Genomic DNA, 21,599 nt, shown 5'->3' with positions numbered 1-21,599 from the left:
GAATTGATGTGCTTACCGGTTCTACGTTCGCACTTATCATATTCCAGCCGTTTACCAACGGGAAGGTTTGTGTGATTGGGCCAATCGTCTTAAAGTACCAAACATTTGTCCAACCAGATACTGTGTCTGAACGTACTGTTCGTACTCTCCACCAATATTCTGTATTAGGCTGTAGCTGAACTGATATACTCGTAGAAGTGACTGTATCATTCACAATTAGGTTAGCAAAGACATTTGGAATTGCTGTAACCTGAACATGGTATCCAATGCTAGGTGTTACAGGCGTCCATTGTAATGTTGCAACTACAGGAACATTCATTGAACTGTCGGCTGGCGAAACCAATGTTGGTGGAACTACCAGCGGAATTGTTCTAAAGTTCCAAATATTTGAGTATGCTGTATCGCTCGGATTTGAAGCTATTACTCGCCAATAATATAGGGTATTCGGCTGAGCACCTGTGAAAAATACCTGCGTAATAGTATTAGCAAATGTACCCTGAGCAAGTACTGTAGCAAATGAGTCTATTGATATTTGTACTGTATAGTTCACAGTATATGGCACTGATGACCAAGATAACGGTATATTAGGTGTGTAAACTACATTTATAGCATTGTTTGGAGGAGATATTAATGTCGGTTGAGTTAAACTTGGATAAAGCGTAGTAAACTTCCACACAGCAGACCAAGATGAAGTTGCTGTATCGTGTATAGATTTTACTCGCCAGTAGTATGTTGTGCCATAATCCAGTCCCGATACAACGTAGTTAGTCGATGATGTAAGTGCATTAACAAATGTATTATTGAAATTCATATCTGTTGCTACCTGCACTCTATAATAAACTGTGCCAGGTACCACATCCCATACTAAGTTGTTTATCAATGGACGGTTAATATCGTTGTTAGGTGGTGAAAGCAGAATAGGTGCATCAACTGAAGATGATACAAACTCAAAGCGAGTTACTGGGATATTGTTCATAGTATATAGAGTAGCTGTCGGCATTATACCATCTTGATATACATATGCAGTTCGTGGAGCAGAAACAGCAGAAATTGCGTAGTATGGACATATTGAGGTAGAAATCCAACTTTGAAAACCTTTTGCTACAAGGATTTCTAAGTTATCAGTACCATTGTAAACAAAGAAGGAATCTAAGTTAACTTTCATCCAACCTGTTAGTGAGTCATTCGGGAAATTGCCACTGAATACACGCTGATATCCAGGCAATGTTGGTGGATATGGAGATGTTCCACTGATAACAGTGCCCGTAGTAACTGTTGAAGAAGTTGTATGACGCATATAAATATGAACATCAACAATTGGATCAAGGTTGCTGCCTTGTGTCTTATAATATGCTAATGATTTGATTACTTTTTGACCGCTACCGAGATCGCTTTGCAGGTAGATCACATCGCTAATGCTATTATCATAGTAACGATTAAGTGGGATTTGATAGGATGTAGTTGTACCAATTGTTCCAACTTGCAAATCAGCAATCATATTAATTGTTGTAAACGAAGAAGTGCCTGACCAATCACTAACATCTGTTGAATTGAATGCACGGACACGCCAATAGTATGTTGTTCCACCTTCGAGACCCCATACACGATAGGTAGTATCAGCACCGGTATACATATCGACCATTGTATTAAACAATGGATCCATAGCTATTTGGAATGAATAGCCGGTAGCATTACCGATTGCAGACCATACAAACACAGGACTTGGATTAACATTTGTCGAACCGCTGAATGGATCGAGCGGGATTGGTGGGTAAACGTTTGGAATTGTTGTAAATGACCAAACAGATGACCATTCGCCTGTATTTGTAGCGTTCACACCACGAACTCTCCAATAGATAGTCGTGTTTGGAATTGTTGTAAATATATAGCTTGTGTCTGGGGTAGTATAGTCGAGCAATGTAGTTGCAAATGTTGGAGAAGTTGAAACTTGCAATTGATACCCAGTTGCATTTGATTCTGGTCTCCAAATAAATGTTTGAGTCATTGGGATATATTGAGCACCATTTATCGGGGCAACAAGAACGATTGGAAATATTGCTGGACGTGTTGTAAACTTACTAGTAGCTGACCAAACACTATTTTGATGTATGTTAATACCACGGACACGCCAGTAGTAAGTAGTAATATATGACAAGTTTGTAGCGCTTAGAGTTGTGTCTGCAGTAGTGTAATTTATCACAAGGTTTGCAAAGTTTGAATCTGTTGCAACTTGAATTTGATATGAGGAAGCATCTTCGAGAGAGCCCCAAACAAAATTAGTTGGACTAACTATAACATTAACTGCATTATTCAGTGGTTGAAGCAACTTTGGACTTAACCAGCCATCCGCGTAGCCAATAATACGGGTGTTAGGACGATTTGTATATTGACCACCTGCATTTGATGAAGATAAGTCAACACAACCGTTACCTGAACTGAGGTCAGCATATCTGTGTAATGTAAGATTTGCCGCTGTAGTGTGAGAATAAACAGTTGAATTCGAAGTGTAGCTTGCGTTATCGAAGCATATGTCGATAAGTAAGTTCCTTGTTGGGTCGTAAGCAAAAGGAGTTTGAAGTTGGATATATTTCCAACCTGTTGCAGAAACAACTTCGCCGTTATTGTAGTATACGGTTGTTAGCCCAACGTTATCGAATTCGGTACCAACTGTTGTAGCTGTTGTATTTTTCATTTTAACTGTAAAACCATACATAGGTTGAGTAGCAACTGAAGCAACGTTGTATGCTATCGCGGTAATTGCACCAGTCAAGCTGCCGAGTTCAGAAGCAAGCATAATTGTCTGCATACGGGAATCCATATAGAATGTATAGAAAGGATAAGTAGCAGTTGAAGTCCCTGTACCAACAGTAATAGTATCTTGAACAACAGGACCCCAGAAAATAATCTTAGTTGTGAATTTTCTTATATCTGACCATTCAGATTGGTGAGTTGGGTTCAAGCCTTGAATTCGCCAGAAGTAGTTAGTTTCACCATAGAGATTTTGCAGCAAATATGATGTATCAGCAACGACAGTATTGACAATCGGAGTAGTATTCACAGAATCTTTCCAAACAACTATATTGTAGGAAGTAGCGCCATTAGCAGCATTCCAGCGCAGACGTGGATTAATTGGTATCTTAGTAGCATTATTAGCAGGATAAACAAGAGTAGGCGTGTATATAGCAGGACGAGTGAAGAAAGAACGTATAACGCTCCAATCGCTTTGATAAGGAGGATTCAATCCTTGAACACGCCAGTAGTAAGTTGTAAGATACTGTAATGTTACAGGAGAAGTATAGACAAAATCAGTTGTTGTAGTATCGAGAACAATATTTTGGAAGGCAATATCTGTAGAAATTTGTACTCTGTATGAAGTAGCATCCACATTTTGTTGCCAAACAAGCTGAGGATTTACTTCTACAAATGTTTGCCCCTCTGTTGGAGAAATTAGAACGCACGGATAAATAGCAACGCGAGTAGTAAATCCCCAAGGCTGTGTCCATATACCTGCAGTTGTACCTTGACGACCAGCAACACGCCAGAAGTAAGTAGTTGAGTAAGTCAAGCCAGATGGCACCACAGAATTAGTTGTAACAATAGTATCGAATACGGTTGTAGTGAAGAGTGGTGAAGTAGAAACCTGAACTTGGTAAGAAGTAGCTGCTGCAACGCTAGTCCATTGGAGCATTACAGTAAGAGGCTGGTTGTCAGTATCGTTAGCAGGAGCAAGCAGCGTTGGCTGCAATGGATCGATTGTTAACTGGCAAACATTAGTTGTCAGAGTAGTTGAGCCATAAGTTATTGTAGCATAGTAGCTGCCAGATAAGTTGGAAGCAGGATTGATGAAGTTAACTGAATTTCTGTTAACTTCTCGGACACCGGGAGTGCTTGAAAGTGGTGCATTATTGTAGAACCACTCGTACTGATAAATACCTGCATCGCCAATAACAACACCGCGGTTAACTTCATCAACAAAGCCTAACATAATTGGTTGGAACGAAAGTGAGAATGGATCACCGCCCTTTAGAAGAGTGAATGGTAGGTCCTCAGCAATATCGAAGCCAGTTGGGATGGCAATATCTGCACCGGCGTAGTTTGTAAGTGCGTCGCGGAATTCGCCGTCAATATCTTCGTCTGGCATACCAGTAAATGTAGGTTTGATAAGCAGAGGATCGCCAACTGAAGGAACACCAATATAAGCATTACGAACACCAACAAACGTTACGTTACCATAAGTTGAGTTGGAGTCTATCGGGGCAACGGCTGTTTTCCATGCAGCAAATGTGTTGATTACTTGACCTAAATAATTTGCAAAAAATGGATAGTTACCACCAATGAAATAATGATTGTAATCACAATACTTTACACCTGTCCAGGTAGAAGATGGAAGGAAATAGATGTATGAGCGAGAACCTGCAATATTGTGGATTGTTCTATTCACAAAAATATTATTACGCAAAAATACTGAGTCAACAGCTGTTGAAGTAACAAGGACGCAAGCACTCATACTTGCCGAGCTACCTACATTTGCCATGGTACCGGACATATCAATCGTGTTGTGATAGACGTAATAGCCAACGCCACCGGTAACTCTAATACCGAATGGATTGTATACCGTCGAAGATGAAGAGTAATTCATTGTCGTTACATCGGAAATCATATTGTTAAAAATGTAGGTGTTGTAAGTAGTAGATGATGCAACATTAATACCATAAGCACCCCAACCTCCGGAAGCTGGATTAGCAACTCCTTGGATCTTGTTGCCGTAGATGTAAGTATTGTTGAATGTGCCGCTAGCAAGATCGATTGCGGCGATATTAACTGATGTATTAACTTTGATATTTCTTAGAGTGTTATAAGTAATTTGAGCGGAGTTTGTATTTTCTAGATGAATGCCTTTGAAAACGACAGTTAAAGTATCGATATCGTTGCCGATATAGTTTTTGGTGATCACAATACCATTAAGCCCAGGAGAAGCACCCATTATACGAATACCATAATAAGCTCTTTCGATTTTATTTTCCATAATAGTAATATTATGGTTTGTTCCAACTTGAGCGATTGCGGAAGTTGCAACAAGGATACCGTAACTGGCTGTAGTATTGTTAATGGCAGGATGTCCGGCTCTAATATTTACATTGCGGATCATAATATTTGTAGCACCATTAGTAGCAGTCCCTGCAATGTGTATCATTTGATGAGCAGTAGTACGAACAGTGTTTGTTATAGTCAATGAATTACCGGGGAATCCAGAGAGGCGCCCATCTATAATCAATCTATCAGTACTATTGAACAACAAGCAAGCACCATCTTTGTTGAACGAGAGAGTGCGAGGAGCACCCCACGGGCGAATAGTAATACTAAATATGCCACCACTCGATGCAATTTCACCAAGAGCAACTGTTCCAGGTTCGTCAATATTGGATACAATTTTAATAGTAAGGTTGCCAGTGATAACTGCATTGTTAAGAGAAGCAAACAAACCATTGCTTCCAGTAAGAGTTGTGAATGTTTGCCCTGCACCGACTTCTACATCGCCACTAAATGATGGTAGGACACGATAAAAATAGCTAAGATTTGAAGCAGGGAAATTTGCTGAAGCAAGAGCGACAGAGGTAATCTGGGTTGCCAGAGTCGCGCCATAGACCCCGATATTACGATTTGTGAAATTGTCGCTTGCAACGATGAAATACTGAACAGTATCGCCTTGGGCAAGGCCACCAAATAATAGATTATGGTCAACTACAAATTGATACTGATTCCCACCGAGAGGTGTGGCTAATACAAATTTCCAGCCATTTGTAGCGTTAGTATTATCGATAAATGTATTTGCATTTGAGGACTTGCGGAAATATAAACGTGGCATATTGAGGGTGTCGACACCGCTTACATCTGAAATTGTTGCTATTAAAGTATTCGATGGGACACCTGCGCCTGCATTGGGCAAGTTTGTAAAGAATACGTCGGGAGCATCAAAATCACCTGCTTCTTCGTAAGCACCAATTGTAGGAGTAGCAGTGCTACGAGCAACACCTGTAATATCTGTACTGACAAAAGGAATTGGAATGCCAGCAGTAACAAGAGGAGAACCAGTATACGGTCTTAGATTTGTAAAACCATTGAAAATCGGATCTGCTGATATTGAGTTAACATCTTGACCTGAAAGTCCTCGCCAGGCAATAATGTCTGTTGCATCAACACCTAAGAAGCCCAAAACAGCGTTAGGACCGGAAACGTAGTAATCATTGTAATTAATGGCTGAAATATTTGCAGTGCCTGCAAGATAAATAGCGTATGATTTAGATGCTGCATTAGGGCTGACGTATGAATTTGCGAATACGTTATTGCGGATATTAAGGTTAGTAACAGAAGTAGAAGTAACAGTTAATGCAGCAGGCAATATTTGAATAGCGTTTGAGCGAGTACCGTTCAAATACACTGAGTTGTGCCATATTGCGTAGTTTGAACCAGCTTGAATTTGGATACCCGATGGGCTGTACATAGCACTGTTGGCACTTGTAACATTTCCTTGAATTCTCGCAATAACGTTATTGGCAATAGTATCGCTATTACAACCACTCAAAAATAACATACCGACTTGATAATAAGCAGTAAAAGCATAAGTTTGTGTCAAATCACGTATAATATTGTTTGTAATACGAGAAGCTGTAACGGAGGAAAAGTACATACCACCTATTGAATAATATGCAGTAATATTTTCAATTCTATTATTATCAACTAAACCATTAGCAACAGTAGATAAATAAATACCATAGAAAGTGCCAAAACTTGTAACAGCATTTCTGATAATATTATTTTGAATAACCGAGTTATTACCACTTGAAATATATACTCCATAAAGTGTACCATAAATATTAAGACTTTCAAATAAGTTGTTCGTAATTGTAACAGGTGAGCCAGTTGAAATGTAAACACCGTAGAAAGTACTGCCAGAGGAGCTAACATTTCTTCCAATGTTAGAATGCACTACTGAACCAGCCGCAGAAGAAATATATACTCCATAAATTGTACTTGTAACATTAACGTTCTCGAAAAGATTGCCGATAATAGTTGAATTTGAGCCTGTTGAAATATAAATATTATAGAATAGGCTAGACGTACCAACAATATTTCTTGCAATATTGTAATTAGCAGTCATTCCAGTGACAGAGCTACCATAAATAAAGTAAAGCGATGAAGATCCAGTCACATTCTCATATGTGTTGTTAGAAACATTTGGATTGCTTGATGAAGCAACATAAATGCCGTAATTAGCTGTTGTAGTATTGTAAGAGAAATAGTTATTTCTGATTTCTGCGTTTAAGGTACCAGAAACATAAATTCCATAGTAGTTAAACATTGTTGGTGTGGCATTTGCACCGAAATTGTTGAAATTGAAAACAACGTTAGTTGCGTATTGGGCTGCAGTAGTACTACCACGGAAATTTATTCCATAATACACACGAGCAAAATTACAGTATAAAACCTGAATATTTCCGAAACCAGCTGTAGCAGTAGTTTGTGAAGAAGAAGCGGAGAAGTTTATACCATAGTTTGTAGTTGAACCGGAAGCACCAAGGATATTGACATTTCTGATAAGTATGTTTTTAGCGCCGTTACCGCCAGCAGTTGAATCTACCCAGATAATGGTTCCGGAGGTATTGAGCGTAGCAAAAGTAAGCGAATTTGTTAAACCTGTTTGCCCGATACGACCGTCAATTGTGATATTGTCGGCATCTGCTAAACGCACAACAGGCGTAACAGAAGCAGCGCCAAAAACAGTGTCTAAGCCATCTGTGTAAATATTTACAGCAGTGTAGCTTGCAGCACCTGAACCGGAACGGTTCAGAACAGCAGTAGCAGTTTCGGTGGTATTACCGGTGATGTTAATTGTGATATTACCGGTATGAACACCATTATTGATAGCATCAAACGCAGCTTTGAGGGTAGGATAGTTGATTGGTCCAATTTGAACTTGTGCGTTCAAAGCTACGCTTGCCAGAAATGCTACAACGCCAAATAAGAAAAAGCGTTGCAAAAGGTTTTTCATTTAAAACTCCATAAATAGTATAACAAAAACAATTACTATAATAATTCTCTTTTTTCTAAGTTTAACATAACTTAACAGCGTTCAAAAAATCATTATTATAATACAAAAATTTTTAATGAAAACAAAGTTTTTATTAACATTTCCAATAATATAACAAAGAAAACTACTTGAACCAGCGAAACTAATACATCCCCAATAGAAAAATCAAGATAAAATTACAAAAAAAAAATTTAAAAAAAAAACGAACAAATAAAATTTTTATATTTTTTTGTTAAGAATATCTTACATTATAAAAAACTGTAAAACTAATATATAAGGGTAAACGAGTAAACTTTAGTATTATTTTTATTAATAAGTAGCAGCTTTTTGTTCTTCCAGACTTTTGCTACACCATTATAAAAATTCTGGGCGAAGTCGTATTCGGGTGGGATTACGAATTTTCCAGATTTGTCAATAAAGCCGAAATATTTATCCTTTTTTGCAACAGCCAGTCCTTCTTGAAAAGGAGCTGCATAGAGGAATTGGGGTTCGATTGTGTATTTTCCGTGATTGTCGATGAAGCCATACAAATTATTATTAATATCTCTGACACAAGCCAAACCTTCGGAAAAATCGCTTGCATCGATAAATTTATTAGCAGTAAGTTGCGAAATGTTAATGTATTCACCTTTATATTCGAATTTCAAGAAAGAGAATAGATTGCCATCGAAATAGCGGGCAATTCCATCAACAATATCCCAAGCTTTCTCGAATTTTTCAGGAATAATGTAATTGCCGGTTGTATCTATATAACCATATAATTTACTACTTTTTGTAAAAGCAATGCCATTGTTGAATTTACCAGCATCAATGAAAAGGAAAGGAATCGCAAGTTCACCGGTGTTGTTAATATAACCGTATTTTTCGCCTTTACGCACTAACGCGCGGTTATTGCTGAAATGGCTGATATAGTCGTATTTTGGTTCGATAAATACTTCGGCTGCAGAGTTTATCATACCGAATTTTTCGCCGTGAACATATTCTGCTGTTTTCATCAAATTTTGATAAGGAGCAACCCCGTTTTGAAACTTGCCGATAATATCCTCAGTAGGTTCGAATACATATTCCCCTTTTTCATTAATTACAGCGTATTTATAACCATAAGTGTAGAACCAAATTTTTTTTGCAATGCGAACAGTAGCTTTGCCCTCGGAAAAATAAGCCCAATCGGGGAATTCAAACGATGGGAAGGAGTCTTGTTCAAAGACTAAATATAATTTATGAAATGGAGTATCAAACTTCGGTTCTATTACAATTTTGCCCGATGAATCGATATAGCCGATTTTTCCATCTTGAACAAATGGCACAGGTGGATAAGCAAAAACAGCATTACAAACAAAAACAAGCAAAAGGAATAACTTTTTCATTATAGATCATCCTGATTATCCAACTTGAATTTTGAAGATGCACGCAAAATTTTATCTGCTTCTTCCTTGGAAATTGAGAAAGTAACTGTTTCTTCTTCTTTTTGTGGATGGGCAAGTTCTTCAGCAATTTCATCAATTTCTCTAAGCTTTGGCAAATCTTCAAGCGAGCGAAGTCCAAAAATTTTCAGGAAATCCTGAGTGGTACCGAAAAGCAAAGGCTTCCCCAGAACTTCTTTGCGTCCAACAATACGGACAAGGTTTTTCTCAACAAGGGAGTTGATAATCTCGCCTGAATTTACACCACGAATTTGCTCAACTTCTGCTTTTGTAATTGGCTGACGATATGCAATAATTGCCAACGTTTCTAAGGCTGCTTGAGAAAGGCGGCGTTTAGTTTTGGACTTTAAGAAATCATATATATATTGTCCGTAATGACTTAGGGTAGCAAATTGATAACCGTTTGCGTAGTTAACTATCTGATAAGGTCTTCCGGTATTGATTAAATCTTGATTAATATCGCGAATCATTTCGTCAAGGATTTCAGGAGTAAAGTTAATGCTTTTGGCAATTTCATCATCAAGAGTAAGTTCGTCGTCAGAACTTTTTTCGTTCAGTTCGACAGGAGGAAGGCTTTCGTTTGTAATTAGCAATTTATATAACGTTTTGAAAGTAACAATGTCGTCGCTGGCAAAAATAATTGCTTCGATTATTGCTTTTTGTTCTTCGCGAGGAAGTTGTAAAAATAAATTGCCGTTTTTTTCCATATTTCACCAAAAATAGAATTAGTTATTACTTGAACGTAATGAAATCGAAATATCATCAAAATGGGATTCTTGATAGATGAAAATAAGTTGCAATTTAAGCATTTCGAGAATTGCAAGAAAAGTAACAATTATATGAGGCCGAGATTGGTTTCGGACAGTCTCGTAAAAGCTCACTCTTGGCTTGGCTTTGAGTAGTTTTTGAAGGTATGCAACTTTTTCTTCTACCGTAACGTTGCAAACTTCGACCACATAGTGAACGTCCGTCTGTTTTGCCCGAGTCAGAACGTTTTGAAAAGCCCGCATTAGATCGAAAAGTGTAGCATTTTTATAAATACTTTCGCCTTCGACCTGCGAATATTCAGCATCGAAAAGCTCACGATAGTAATGGTAACGGGTGGCTTCTGCTTTTTGAGCAAGTTCGGCAGAAACATCTTTGAATTGTTTATATTCAAGTATTTTCTGAACAAGTTCTTTGCGTGGATCGTCGAGTTCCACCCCTTCATCGTCAATATTTCTTGGCAGAAGCATTTGAGATTTAATATACATAAGATTAGACGCCATTAAAATAAATTCACCAGCAAGTTCTAAATCGAAATACTTCATTAATCTAATATAGTTTAGAAATTCTTCGGTAATTTTCGAAATAGGAATATCATAAATATTTATCTCATCCCGCTTTATAAAATACAGAAGCAGGTCGAAAGGCCCCTCGAAATCTGGTAGTTTAATTTTATACATAAATCGCCACTTAAAAAATCAATTACAAAATTACAGAAAAAAAATTAATCTATTAGGTCGTTCATCTAAATTAAACAAATCATTTTTTCAATTTTTTATTTAATTTTGGAGAAACTAATTAATTACAATAATTATAGGTGTAGTAATGAAATCCGTAATTAGAATTTTTGTTGCCTTGTGTATAATGACATTAATTATACATGCTCAGGATCGCCGAGACAAAGGAATTATGACAGAATATACAAATCCATTCTGGGATGAGATAAAAAAAGGCATTTCTGAATTTGAAACAAAAGAAAAACCCAAAAAATTAGATTTCAAAATGGATTTTACGGGGATTGAACTACCCAAAAAGATAGATGAATTCAAACAAATATGGCACAACGAACCAATTTCGCAGGGTGCGACAGGCACGTGTTGGAGCTTCGCTGCAACATCATTTTTCGAAAGTGAAATATTCAGAATTACAAATAGGAAACTAAAACTTTCCGAAATGTATACAGTGTATTGGGAGTATGTAGAGAAAGCTCGGCGGTTTGTGCGACAAAAGGGTGCTTCTCATTTTAACGAGGGTTCACAAGCAAATGCGTTGAAACATGTTTTCGAAAATTACGGGTGTGTACCAGCATCTGCTTATACTGGTATGAAGCCAGGACAAAAGTATCATAATCACGAGAAAATGTTTGAAGAAATGAACACGTATTTAAATTTTGTTAAGAAAAATTGTTTCTGGAACGAGGAAGTTGTGCTACAAACTATAAGGAATATACTAAATTCGTATATGGGCGAACCTCCAACAAAATTCAGCTTTGATGGTAAAGAATACACGCCGCAAGATTTTTTGAAAAATGTATGTAAAATAAACACCAATGATTACGTTGACATAATGTCCTTATTACAAGAAGGTTTTTGGAAGAAAGCATTGTACGATGTTCCTGATAATTGGTGGAGATGCGATACATATTTAAATGTACCTGTCGATGATTTTATTGGAACGATAAAAGATGCTGTTCGGAATGGATATTCTGTTACCATCGGTGGGGATGTATCTGAAAGTGGCTATTATTCTTTTAAAGATGTGGCGATGGTGCCATCGTATGATATTCCTTCGAGTTATATAGATGATTACGCTCGGCAATTTAGATTTTCGAATGGGACTACGGGCGATGACCACGGGATACATATAGTTGGAATAAAAGAAACTGCAAATGATACATGGTTTTTAATTAAAGATTCAGGGAGCGGTGCAAGAAACGGAGAAAACAAAGGATATTATTTTTATCATTTTGATTATGTAAAGTTAAAGATGGTTAATTGTATGATGCATAAAGAGGCAGCAAAGAAATTACTGGAAAAGTTTGATAAAAATAAGACAGAAAAATGATAATTGATATTGATAGTTCAGCGGGATTCTGCTGGGGTGTTGTCCAGACAATCGATAAAGTAGAAACGGCTTTAGGGGAATGCCGTGGCAAGCAGGTATATGTTCTGGGGCAAATAATTCACAATCCGAAAGAATCGGAACGGCTTGAAAATATTGGACTTAAGACAATAGAACATAAGGACTTTGATAGAATAGACAAAGATAATTCTGTAGTTGTTATACGCGCACACGGCGAACCACCCAGCACTTATGAAAAAGCGGCGTCACTCAATATAGAAGTAATCGATGCTACCTGTCCGCTTGTTCGTGCATTGCAAAGGTCTGTCAAGAAGTATTACGATGAAGGCTGGCAAATAATAATTTTTGGGAAGAGAGACCACGCAGAAGTAATTGGATTGCGTGGGGTGTGCAATGATGAGTGCCTTGTTGTGAAAAATTTTGACGAAGCAAAAGCTAATGTTGATTTATCAAGAAAGACAGTGCTATTTTCGCAAACAACAATGGATAAGCCAACTTTTTGTAAGCTTTCGGAAGAAATTTTTGAGCTTTTCAAAGCAAAATATGGCGACGACGCCAACAATTATTTTGTCTCAAAAAATACTATCTGTAAGTTTGTCTCGAAACGGGAGCAAAAATTAATCGAATTTGCACAAGAGCACGAATTAGTAATTTTTGTTGCTGGGAAGAACTCATCAAACGGGAAAATATTATTTGAAATAGCGAAGAAAGCAAATCAAAACACAATTTTCATAGAAGATATAAGAGAATTACAAATAGATGAACTTTCAAAATACAGATCTATAGGAATTACTGGTGCGACAAGCACACCACAGTGGTATATGGAAAAATTAAAAAAAATATTAGACAATAAATTTAATAATGAAGGATAATTTTATGACACCAAAAACAAAAGAAGAATTTGCGAAATATATTGATAGCACTTTATTACGAGCCGATGCAACAGAAAATGACATTAGGGTGCTTTGCAAGGATGCTATCAAATATAATTTTGCTGCTGTGTGCGTCAATCCTTGCAATATTGAACTTTGCAAAAATCTGCTACAAAACAGCAAGATTAGTATTGCAACTGTTGTTGGATTTCCGCTCGGAGCAAACATTTCGAATGTGAAGTTCTACGAAGCAGGGATGGCATTGCTTGCGGGTGCATCGGAACTTGATATGGTGATAAATATAGGTAAATTGAAAGAAAAAAATTACAGCTTCGTTGAGAAAGAAATTTCTGAAATTGTCCGGCTCAGCAGCGAAGCAAAAGCTCTGGTAAAAATAATAATTGAAACTGCATTGCTAACAGAAGCAGAAAAAATCGAAGCTTGCAAGATTGTATCAAATTCTGGTGGTCATTTTATTAAAACCTCAACAGGTTTTGCCAAAATGGGCGCAACAATTGAAGATATCGAGCTAATGAGAAAATATTGCGACCCAAAAGTTAAAATTAAGGCATCGGGAGGAATAAAAACGGTTGACTTTGCTTTAAAATTGATTGAAGCAGGTGCTGAAAGAATTGGAACAAGCTCAGGAGTTGAATTAATTACAAATTTTGCTTAATTCATTTGCAAAATTGTAACCATTGTGTTAATTTATCGTTAAAATATTTAAAAATTCCCTTGGGAGTTGATATGAAAAAGGTGTTACTAATATTTATTTTCCTTATAATTTTTGCTCCAACTTATGCACAAGAACAGAAAGTGCCGAAAGGATATGAGTTTTATAAGGAAAAATACGAAGAAGATTTTCAAAACACTTTTGATGAAATATGGAATGCAGTGCTTTACTCGCTTGAAGAGATTGGCTGCAATTTAATGAATAAAAACACAAGAATGAACGACGAAGGGCTATATCGTGGAGTAGCTCAGTCGGATTTTTGCGTTTTTGCTATGGGCGACACAACTTTTAACGTTTTGAGGAAATACAGTTTAGATATGCCTTTTATTCGTGCGGGAAAATGGGATAATGGACGTATGCAATACAAATTTATCATTCAGGAAAAAGGAGAAAAGAACATACATTTAATATTGACAAGCGAAATGAGTGGATTTGAATCGTATGTAACTGGTAAGGTTCATTTTTGGCGTTCTAATGGTATTTTAGAACTTGCTTTGCTCGAAAGAGTCAAGCAGAATATAGGGAAAAAACCAAAAGAGCAATATTAAGAATAATCGCAAGATTATTGAAAATATGAGGCTACCTGTTTGTGAGTAGCCTTTTTTATTAGTAATTCATTTTTTGATAGTAAATGACAATGTAATTTCTTAGTAAATATCATAAAATGATTTGCTCTTCCATTTAACCTGTTTAAAATTATTTATAAATGTTTTTATTAATCCGCTAAAACTTATTTGGCAGCGGCATTTCGCCTGAGTAATTGTAGAAACCGTTGCCAGATTTTCGACCAAGATAGCCCGCAGCAACTAACTTACGCAATAATGGTGCAGGACGGAAGCGTGGGTCGCCTAAATCTTTATGAAGCACTTCCATAATAGACAAAGTAGTATCCAAACCGATTAAATCAGCAAGCATAAGCGGTCCCATCGGGTGAGAAAAGCCAAGTTTTGCAACCTCATCAATTGCTTGAACTGTTCCGACACCTTCCATAAGCGCAAAGATTGCTTCATTAATCAGTGGCATAAGTATTCTGTTAGCAATAAAGCCGGGGTAGTCGTTTGCCTCGACAGGAATTTTATCAATTTTTTTGCTAAGTTCATAAACAGAATGAAAGACATAGTCGCTTGTTGCAAGCCCACGAATTATTTCAACGAGTTTCATCATTTGGACTGGGTTCATAAAATGCATACCAATAACTTTTTCGGGGCGGAAAGTTTTCGAGGCAATTTCAGTGATAGAAATAGTAGAAGTGTTGGAAGCCAGAATCGCATCTTTGTTAATTAATTCGTCAATTTGTTTGAAAAGATTAAATTTTAGTTCTTTGTTTTCGGTAGCAGCTTCGATTGCTAATTGGGCATCGGAAGCCGAAGAAAAATCGGTAGTAGTTGAAATTCTTGCAAGAGCAGATGATTTTTCGTTTTCCGTTAGTTTGCCTTTTGCGATTTGGCGGGACATATTTTTTTCGATTGTTGCAAGAGCATTTTTCAATGCTGCTTCGGATATATCGCTCATAACAACATCAAAGCCGTGCTGAGCAAAAACGTGAGCAATTCCATTACCCATTGTGCCAGCACCGATAACTAAAATTTTTGTGATTTCCATAAATTCCCGAAATGAATGTTTATAATAAATTTTGTTAAAACTAAACATTAAACGTGAATCATTAATCAGATATTTTATATTTTTGTAAAAAATAGTAACAATTATATGAAATATCGCTTTCTAATTGATAGTAATATACCGTTATTGCCTGAAATATTAGACCAAATTGGTGAGGTGTATAAGTTTGAAGGTAGAACGTTAACAAACGATATTATTCGACAAAGCAAAGCTAATATTCTGTTGGTTCGTTCTACTACTCAGGTAAATCAAAAACTACTCAACGGCACGAACATAAGGATTGTTGGGACAGCTACTTCGGGTTCGGAGCATTTAGATAAGGAATATCTTAGCTTGCAAGGAATAATTTACTTTGATGCGATAGGCTCAAATGCGTTATCAGTTGCAGAATATTGTATGTTCTGTATTCTCAACTGGGCAGAAGAGAATAATATAAACTTGAAAAACAAAATTTTAGGAATAATTGGTTATGGAAATGTCGGTAAACGTTTGGCTACAATGGCTAAACACATAGGAATTACAGTTGTTATAAACGATCCACCACTTTTTGAAAACAGTCCAGAAAGGTTGTTAAACGAAACACATTTAGAAATAAATGAGATTGTCCAAGTATCAGATATTCTTACAAATCACGTTCCGTTAACTTTGAGTGGTAAATACAAAACGTATAATTTATTGGATTATAATTTACTTGAAAAAGTCAAAGAAGGGGCTTTGCTTCTTCACACTTCGCGTGGCAGTGTGGTATGTGAAAAGAGTTGGGTTCAAATTGCAAACAGTGGAAAAATTAAAGTTGTCGCTGATGTTTGGATGAACGAACCTAATGTTTCTGAAACTGCAGTTTCAGCAGCATATATTTCGACGCCACATATAGCGGGGCATTCGTATGATGCTAAATTACGTGGTAGTTTAATGTTAGCCAAAGAACTTGAGAGAATATTGCAAGTAAAATTAGATACTTCTCAACTTGAAATTGAGTGCAATTCGAACAAAAAAGATGTAACTAAATTGAGCAAAGATGAAATTTATAATCTACTGAAAAACAAAAGAATTCTCGAAACATGTCAGGAGTTCAAAAAATTAGCTTCCGATAAAGCAATTGCAAATAATTTTGAAAAAATGAGAAAAGAGTATCCAAAGATAAGAGAATGTTTTTATGACTTTTTGTTTAATTTGTAACAAAAAAGTGGATAAATACGTATAAAATATTATTGTTTCATTTATTATAAAAATGGGTTTATTTATGAAAAAATTGTTTTTTGTCCTTGCATTGTTTGCAATAAGCATAACAAGTGCATTTTCTCAGCCTATTAAGCAAAGGAGTATGGACGAACTACTTCCATTCGATCCAAATGTAAAGATTGGAGTACTGGATAATGGGTTGAAGTATTACATACGCCACAACAAATTACCAGAGAACAGGGCTGAATTACGATTAGTCATTAAAGCAGGTTCTGTGCAAGAAGATGACGATCAGCAGGGGCTTGCACACTTTATTGAACATATGTGTTTCAACGGCACAAAGAATTTCCCAAAGAATGATTTAATTAATTTTCTTGAAGAAACTGGGCTTCGATTTGGAGCAGATTTGAATGCAAATACTGGGTTCGATAGAACATATTATCTGCTAACAATTCCTCTTGATAAGCCTGGATTGCTGGAACGTGGATTTCAAGTGCTGGAAGATTGGGCACATAATGTAACATTTGATCCTGTTGAATTGGAAAAAGAGCGTGGAGTAATATTAGAAGAATGGAGATTATATCGCGGTGCTCAGGAAAGAGTAATGAAGCAGCATTATCCATATATTTTCAAAAATTCTAAATACGCAGAAAGATTACCTATTGGGGATACAGCAGTTATATTAAATGCTTCGCGCGAAGCATTTCTCCGTTTTTACAAGGAGTGGTATCGTCCAGATTTAATGGCTGTGATAGCTGTAGGTGAATTTGATGTTGTAGAAGTAGAAAAGATGATACGCGAAAAATTCTCACGAATTCAGATGCCAGAAAATTTCCGTCCACGTGTTGATTATCCAATACCACCACACAAGGAAATGCTTGTTTCGATTGCAAAAGACCCAGAGCTCCCAATGCCAAATATTTCACTAATATACAAGTTTCCGGGCAGGGATCAATCTACTTTTGGTGGTTACCGTCAGGGAATTATAGATAATTTAGTAAATCAGATGCTTAATATGCGAATACAGGAAATAATGCGTAAACCTAATCCTCCATTTTTATTTGCGGGAGCAGGAGTTGGTGATTTTATGGCAGGATTAGCTGCATTTAATGTCGTTTCTATATCAAAAACAGATGATATTTTGAAAGGCTTAGAAGCAGTTCTTACGGAAGCATACAGAATGAAACAATATGGATTTACTAAATCAGAATTAGAACGCGTGAAAGAAGCCACATTGAAGAATATGGAGAGTGCATTAAAAGAAAAAGACAAAACGAAATCTGCTGATTATGCTGATGAATATTATAGAAACTTCTACGAAAAAGAAGGTATGCCTGGTATTGAATTCGAATATCAATTGTATCAAGAATATTTACCAATGATTACTATCGAAGAAGTTAATAAGTACGCACAGTCATTAATTACGGAGGGCAACAAAGTAGTATTGGTAAGCGTACCTGATAAGCCAGAAATTAAAGTTCCTACGGAGCAGGAAATCCGCTCTTTATATGCAAAAGTCTCAACGGCAAAATTAGAACCATACAAAGATGATGCAACAGACAAACCGTTAATGTCGAAAATGCCGAAACCAGGCAAAATTGTCGAAGAAAAGAAAACTGGTAAATTCGACATTATTGAAATGAAGCTTTCGAATGGTGCAAGAGTGCTTGCAAAGAAAACTGATTTCAAAAACGACGAGGTCCTATTCCGTGCGTGGAGCCCAGGTGGGACATCACTTGCAAAGGACGAAGACTATCTTTCGGCAATGTTTGCAGCAGATATAGTAGATGAAGGTGGTATTTCTGAGTTTTCAGCAACACAGCTACAAAAAATGCTTACCGGCAAGCTCATTAGCATAAGTCCAAGCATTGATGAACTAGCAGAAGGATTTAGCGGTAGTTACGCCCCAACTGATGCTGAAACTTTCTTCCAGTTGCTGCATTTGTATTTCACCGCACCAAGAAAAGATGAAGAAACATTTAAAGCGTTGGTAAGCCGTCAGAAAGAATCAATTCGCAACTCGAAGCGTCGTCCGGAAACTGTTTTCCAGGATACAGTTACTGCAATTCTATTCAATTACCACCCAAGATATATGCCTCTCAATGCAAAAGATATGGACAAGGTCAACCTGGACAAAGCAGTTGAGTTCTTCAAGGATAGATTTGCTGATGCCAGCGATTTCACATTTATTTTTGTTGGCAATTTCGATATGAAAGAATTGAAAAAATATATTGAAACTTATATAGCAAGCCTTCCAAACAAAAAACGTAACGAAAAATGGCGTGATTTAGGTGTTAATTATGCGAAAGGACCTTTGACAAAAGAAGTTGTTAAAGGAATTGAACCAAAGAGTTCAATTAGACTTGTGTTTGCTGACAATTTTGATTATAATCCAGATAATATATTGAAGCTCAATGCATTGATGGAAGTATTCAATATTCGCTTGCGTGAAGTAATTCGTGAGGACAAAGGTGGTGTGTATGGCATACGTGCAATTCATAGAGTAAATCAGTATCCAAACCCAAGATACAATATTAACATTGTTTTCGGGACAGGTCCTACACGTGTTCAAGAACTTATCAATAGTGCTTTCGATGTTATTAATGAAATGCAAACAAAAGATGTAAGCGACGAGAACTTTACAAAAGTTAAAGAAATTCTGAAAAGAGAATTTGAAACAAATCAGAAGGAAAATCATTTCTGGTTGAACTATATTTATAATTCTGATTATAACAAATTAGATGTTGGACGTTTAGCAAAATACACTGAAAACATTGATAAATTAACGAAAAATGATATTAAAGAAGCAGCAAAGCAATATTTGAAGAAAGACAAAATAATACAATTTGTGCTAAATCCAGAACAATAATGATAAGCCACACAAGAAAAGAGGCTGTCTTATGAAAAAGGCAGCCTCTTTTTTTTTTTTCTATGTGAATATTTTCATTTGATAATTAATTAGTAGCATTTGCCATTGAGGAGGTATTTATTCCATTCAATACCGCGCATATCGCCTGTTTGTAAAAAATGAAGGTGCATAGCAAAAGCAGCTGAAAGCGATTGAGGAGTGTGGGCAGTATCGCAAATTTTAAGATAATCGCGAAGTTGCTCGCGGTAATCGGGATGAACACAGTTGTTTATAATTTCTTCTGCTTTCTTCTGGGGTGATTTAGCACGCAAATCAGCAACACCATATTCAGTAATGATAACCTGAACAGAATGTTCGTTATGGTCAACGTGCGAAACCATCGGAACAATTGTGCTGATTTTTCCATTTTTTGCAACAGAGGGACAAGTAAAAATTGAGATATAGGCGTTTCGTGTAAAGTCACCTGAACCACCAATTCCGTTCATCATTTTTTGTCCCATAACGTTAGTTGAGTTGACATTGCCACAAAGGTCTGCCTCGAGAGCAGTATTGATAGAAATAATTCCTAAACGACGAGCGATTTCTGGATTGTTAGTAATTTCTTGCGGTCTAAGTAATATGCGTGGATGGAAATAATCGAGATTATCATAAATTTCTTTCAATTTATTGTTAGAGACAGTAAGCGAACAACCACTTGCGAAACGAACTCTACCTTCTTTCATCAATTCGATAACAGAATCTTGAATAACTTCTGTGTACATTTCAAAATCAGGAATACTTTTGTTTCTACCCAATGCACCAAGCACAGCATTGGCAATATTACCGACACCAGATTGAATCGGAAGAAAGCTAGAAGGAATTCGACCTCTTTTGAATTCCGAGGACAAGAATTCAGCAACATTTTCACCAATTTTTTCAGTAATTTCATCAGTTTTAGAAAATTCGCCAACTTCATCAGGAAGATGAGTTTCAACAATACCAATAATTTTATCAGGATTAACTTTAATAACAGTTTCGCCAGCTCTATCGGAAGGTTTGTAGATAGGAATTTCGCGACGGTTCGGTGGGTCGGCAACGATATGAATATCGTGCATACCATGCAATGATTTTGGATGATAATGATTAAGCTCGATTATAATCTTTTCGGCAACTTTGCAAATAGACGGAGTAATTCCAACACCTGTTGTAATCACAATTTTGCCATCAGCTGAGACATCGCAAGCTTCGATGATACCGACTTGCATTTTGCCGAGAAAGCCGTAGCGTAGGTTTTGAGCAACGGTTGATAAATGAGAGTCAAAATAATCAGCTTTGCCATCGTTAATTAGCTTTCGTAAATCAGCATTTGATTGATATGGTGTGCGAAAAAGCACGGCTTCGGCACGAGCAAGAGAACCATCGAGCGAATCGCCAGTGGAGGCACCTGTTATCATTCCAATTTTGAAAGGGCGTCCAGCATTATGCTCGGCAATTGCTCTATTTGCAATTGCTTGCGGAACAGCTTTTACAGCTCCGGCGGGAGTAAATCCACTAAAACCAACAGTATCGCAGTTATTCACATAGCTTGCGGCTTCATCAGCCGTTATGAAACGTAGTCCCATAATACCCTCAAATATTTAACTAATTGGGATTGCCCCATAATTTATCAGCAAAATTACAAAATTAGTGAATATGTTATATCATTTAGTTTTATTTTTATCGATATAATTTTCTTTTTTAAGTATAGCAAACTGATACTTTTGAAACATAAATTTATATATTAAATTAATATATAAAAAGCCCCGAGGGTGGGCTCAGGGCTTTCATTTTCTCTATTTCAACGATTTTATCGCACAATCACAGCGCGTTCTTTGATGATTGTGGCACCGTTGCGGATTATAACAGAATATACTCCGCTTGGCAGGTCGCTAACGTTGAGCTTTATTACTCCGTTCGGTGCTTTGTCGTGGGCTCGCAGCATCAA

The 21,599-nt window shown here is 36.8% G+C and carries 12 protein-coding genes and 1 pseudogene; 6 read left to right on the top strand and 7 right to left on the bottom strand.

What is annotated here, in order from left to right; translation table 11 throughout:
* The 4 genes and pseudogenes from AC6QZF_RS02040 to AC6QZF_RS02025 form a co-directional block, all read right to left on the bottom strand.
* Nucleotides 1–8,050: pseudogene (locus AC6QZF_RS02040) on the bottom strand (hypothetical protein); the annotation flags it as partial.
* Nucleotides 8,051–8,355: 305 nt separating this feature from the next.
* Nucleotides 8,356–9,456: a WG repeat-containing protein gene (locus AC6QZF_RS02035; protein WP_499798217.1), complete on the bottom strand. Its 1,101-nt coding sequence runs from the start codon at nucleotides 9,454–9,456 to the stop codon at nucleotides 8,356–8,358.
* Entirely contained in the window at nucleotides 9,456–10,220 is a 765-nt protein-coding gene (gene scpB / locus AC6QZF_RS02030; protein ID WP_499798216.1) for an SMC-Scp complex subunit ScpB, read from the bottom strand. The genes AC6QZF_RS02035 and scpB overlap by 1 nt, the downstream gene beginning before the upstream one ends.
* An 18-nt stretch (nucleotides 10,221–10,238) precedes the next feature.
* On the bottom strand, nucleotides 10,239–10,958 hold the full coding sequence (locus tag AC6QZF_RS02025) for a segregation and condensation protein A (RefSeq protein WP_499798215.1): 720 nt from the start codon (nucleotides 10,956–10,958) through the stop codon (nucleotides 10,239–10,241).
* Nucleotides 10,959–11,103: 145 nt separating this feature from the next.
* On the opposite strand from AC6QZF_RS02025, the gene AC6QZF_RS02020 reads away from it, so the two are divergent.
* From AC6QZF_RS02020 to AC6QZF_RS02005, 4 genes are all read left to right on the top strand, one after another.
* Entirely contained in the window at nucleotides 11,104–12,342 is a 1,239-nt protein-coding gene (locus tag AC6QZF_RS02020) for a C1 family peptidase (protein WP_499798214.1), read from the top strand.
* On the top strand, nucleotides 12,339–13,232 hold the full coding sequence (locus AC6QZF_RS02015; protein WP_499798213.1) for a 4-hydroxy-3-methylbut-2-enyl diphosphate reductase: 894 nt from the start codon (nucleotides 12,339–12,341) through the stop codon (nucleotides 13,230–13,232). The genes AC6QZF_RS02020 and AC6QZF_RS02015 overlap by 4 nt, the downstream gene beginning before the upstream one ends.
* Nucleotides 13,233–13,236: 4 nt before the next feature.
* A complete protein-coding gene (gene deoC, locus AC6QZF_RS02010; protein ID WP_499798212.1) occupies nucleotides 13,237–13,908 on the top strand; it encodes a deoxyribose-phosphate aldolase in 672 nt (223 codons plus the stop codon).
* A gap of 71 nt (nucleotides 13,909–13,979) precedes the next feature.
* A complete protein-coding gene (locus AC6QZF_RS02005) occupies nucleotides 13,980–14,513 on the top strand; it encodes a hypothetical protein (protein WP_499798211.1) in 534 nt (177 codons plus the stop codon).
* A gap of 175 nt (nucleotides 14,514–14,688) precedes the next feature.
* On the opposite strand, the gene AC6QZF_RS02000 is transcribed toward AC6QZF_RS02005, so the two are convergent.
* A complete protein-coding gene (locus AC6QZF_RS02000) occupies nucleotides 14,689–15,567 on the bottom strand; it encodes a 3-hydroxybutyryl-CoA dehydrogenase (protein ID WP_499798210.1) in 879 nt (292 codons plus the stop codon).
* Between the two features lie 105 nt (nucleotides 15,568–15,672).
* Here AC6QZF_RS02000 and AC6QZF_RS01995 point away from each other — a divergent pair, with 105 nt between their 5' ends.
* On the top strand, nucleotides 15,673–16,764 hold the full coding sequence (locus AC6QZF_RS01995) for a 4-phosphoerythronate dehydrogenase (protein ID WP_499798209.1): 1,092 nt from the start codon (nucleotides 15,673–15,675) through the stop codon (nucleotides 16,762–16,764).
* Nucleotides 16,765–16,828: 64 nt separating this feature from the next.
* Nucleotides 16,829–19,636, top strand: coding sequence for a M16 family metallopeptidase (locus AC6QZF_RS01990; protein ID WP_499798208.1), 2,808 nt, complete (start codon nucleotides 16,829–16,831; stop codon nucleotides 19,634–19,636).
* A gap of 89 nt (nucleotides 19,637–19,725) precedes the next feature.
* Here AC6QZF_RS01990 and AC6QZF_RS01985 read toward each other — a convergent pair whose 3' ends face one another.
* Together AC6QZF_RS01985 and AC6QZF_RS01980 are read right to left on the bottom strand one after the other, a co-directional pair.
* Nucleotides 19,726–21,237, bottom strand: coding sequence for a butyryl-CoA:acetate CoA transferase (locus AC6QZF_RS01985; protein WP_499798207.1), 1,512 nt, complete (start codon nucleotides 21,235–21,237; stop codon nucleotides 19,726–19,728).
* A 224-nt stretch (nucleotides 21,238–21,461) separates the two neighbouring features.
* Entirely contained in the window at nucleotides 21,462–21,596 is a 135-nt protein-coding gene (locus tag AC6QZF_RS01980) for a T9SS type A sorting domain-containing protein (protein ID WP_499798218.1), read from the bottom strand.
* Between the last annotated feature and the right edge of the window lie 3 nt (nucleotides 21,597–21,599).

This window comes from Eximiradius sp. (genome assembly GCA_937127445.1).
GTDB lineage: Bacteria > Bacteroidota > Ignavibacteria > Kapaibacteriales > UBA2268 > JAKIZO01.
This window is presented reverse-complemented; position numbering and strand designations above follow the sequence as displayed.

What these genes read in the sequence shown, in the direction of transcription:
- AC6QZF_RS02035 (WP_499798217.1), bottom strand. Translation starts at nt 9,456, where the DNA reads ATGAAAAAGTTATTCCTTTTGCTTGTTTTTGTTTGTAATGCTGTTTTT.
- scpB (WP_499798216.1), bottom strand. Translation starts at nt 10,220, where the DNA reads ATGGAAAAAAACGGCAATTTATTTTTACAACTTCCTCGCGAAGAACAA.
- AC6QZF_RS02025 (WP_499798215.1), bottom strand. Translation starts at nt 10,958, where the DNA reads ATGTATAAAATTAAACTACCAGATTTCGAGGGGCCTTTCGACCTGCTT.
- AC6QZF_RS02020 (WP_499798214.1), top strand. Translation starts at nt 11,104, where the DNA reads ATGAAATCCGTAATTAGAATTTTTGTTGCCTTGTGTATAATGACATTA.
- AC6QZF_RS02015 (WP_499798213.1), top strand. Translation starts at nt 12,339, where the DNA reads ATGATAATTGATATTGATAGTTCAGCGGGATTCTGCTGGGGTGTTGTC.
- deoC (WP_499798212.1), top strand. Translation starts at nt 13,237, where the DNA reads ATGACACCAAAAACAAAAGAAGAATTTGCGAAATATATTGATAGCACT.
- AC6QZF_RS02005 (WP_499798211.1), top strand. Translation starts at nt 13,980, where the DNA reads ATGAAAAAGGTGTTACTAATATTTATTTTCCTTATAATTTTTGCTCCA.
- AC6QZF_RS02000 (WP_499798210.1), bottom strand. Translation starts at nt 15,567, where the DNA reads ATGGAAATCACAAAAATTTTAGTTATCGGTGCTGGCACAATGGGTAAT.
- AC6QZF_RS01995 (WP_499798209.1), top strand. Translation starts at nt 15,673, where the DNA reads ATGAAATATCGCTTTCTAATTGATAGTAATATACCGTTATTGCCTGAA.
- AC6QZF_RS01990 (WP_499798208.1), top strand. Translation starts at nt 16,829, where the DNA reads ATGAAAAAATTGTTTTTTGTCCTTGCATTGTTTGCAATAAGCATAACA.
- AC6QZF_RS01985 (WP_499798207.1), bottom strand. Translation starts at nt 21,237, where the DNA reads ATGGGACTACGTTTCATAACGGCTGATGAAGCCGCAAGCTATGTGAAT.
- AC6QZF_RS01980 (WP_499798218.1), bottom strand. Translation starts at nt 21,596, where the DNA reads ATGCTGCGAGCCCACGACAAAGCACCGAACGGAGTAATAAAGCTCAAC.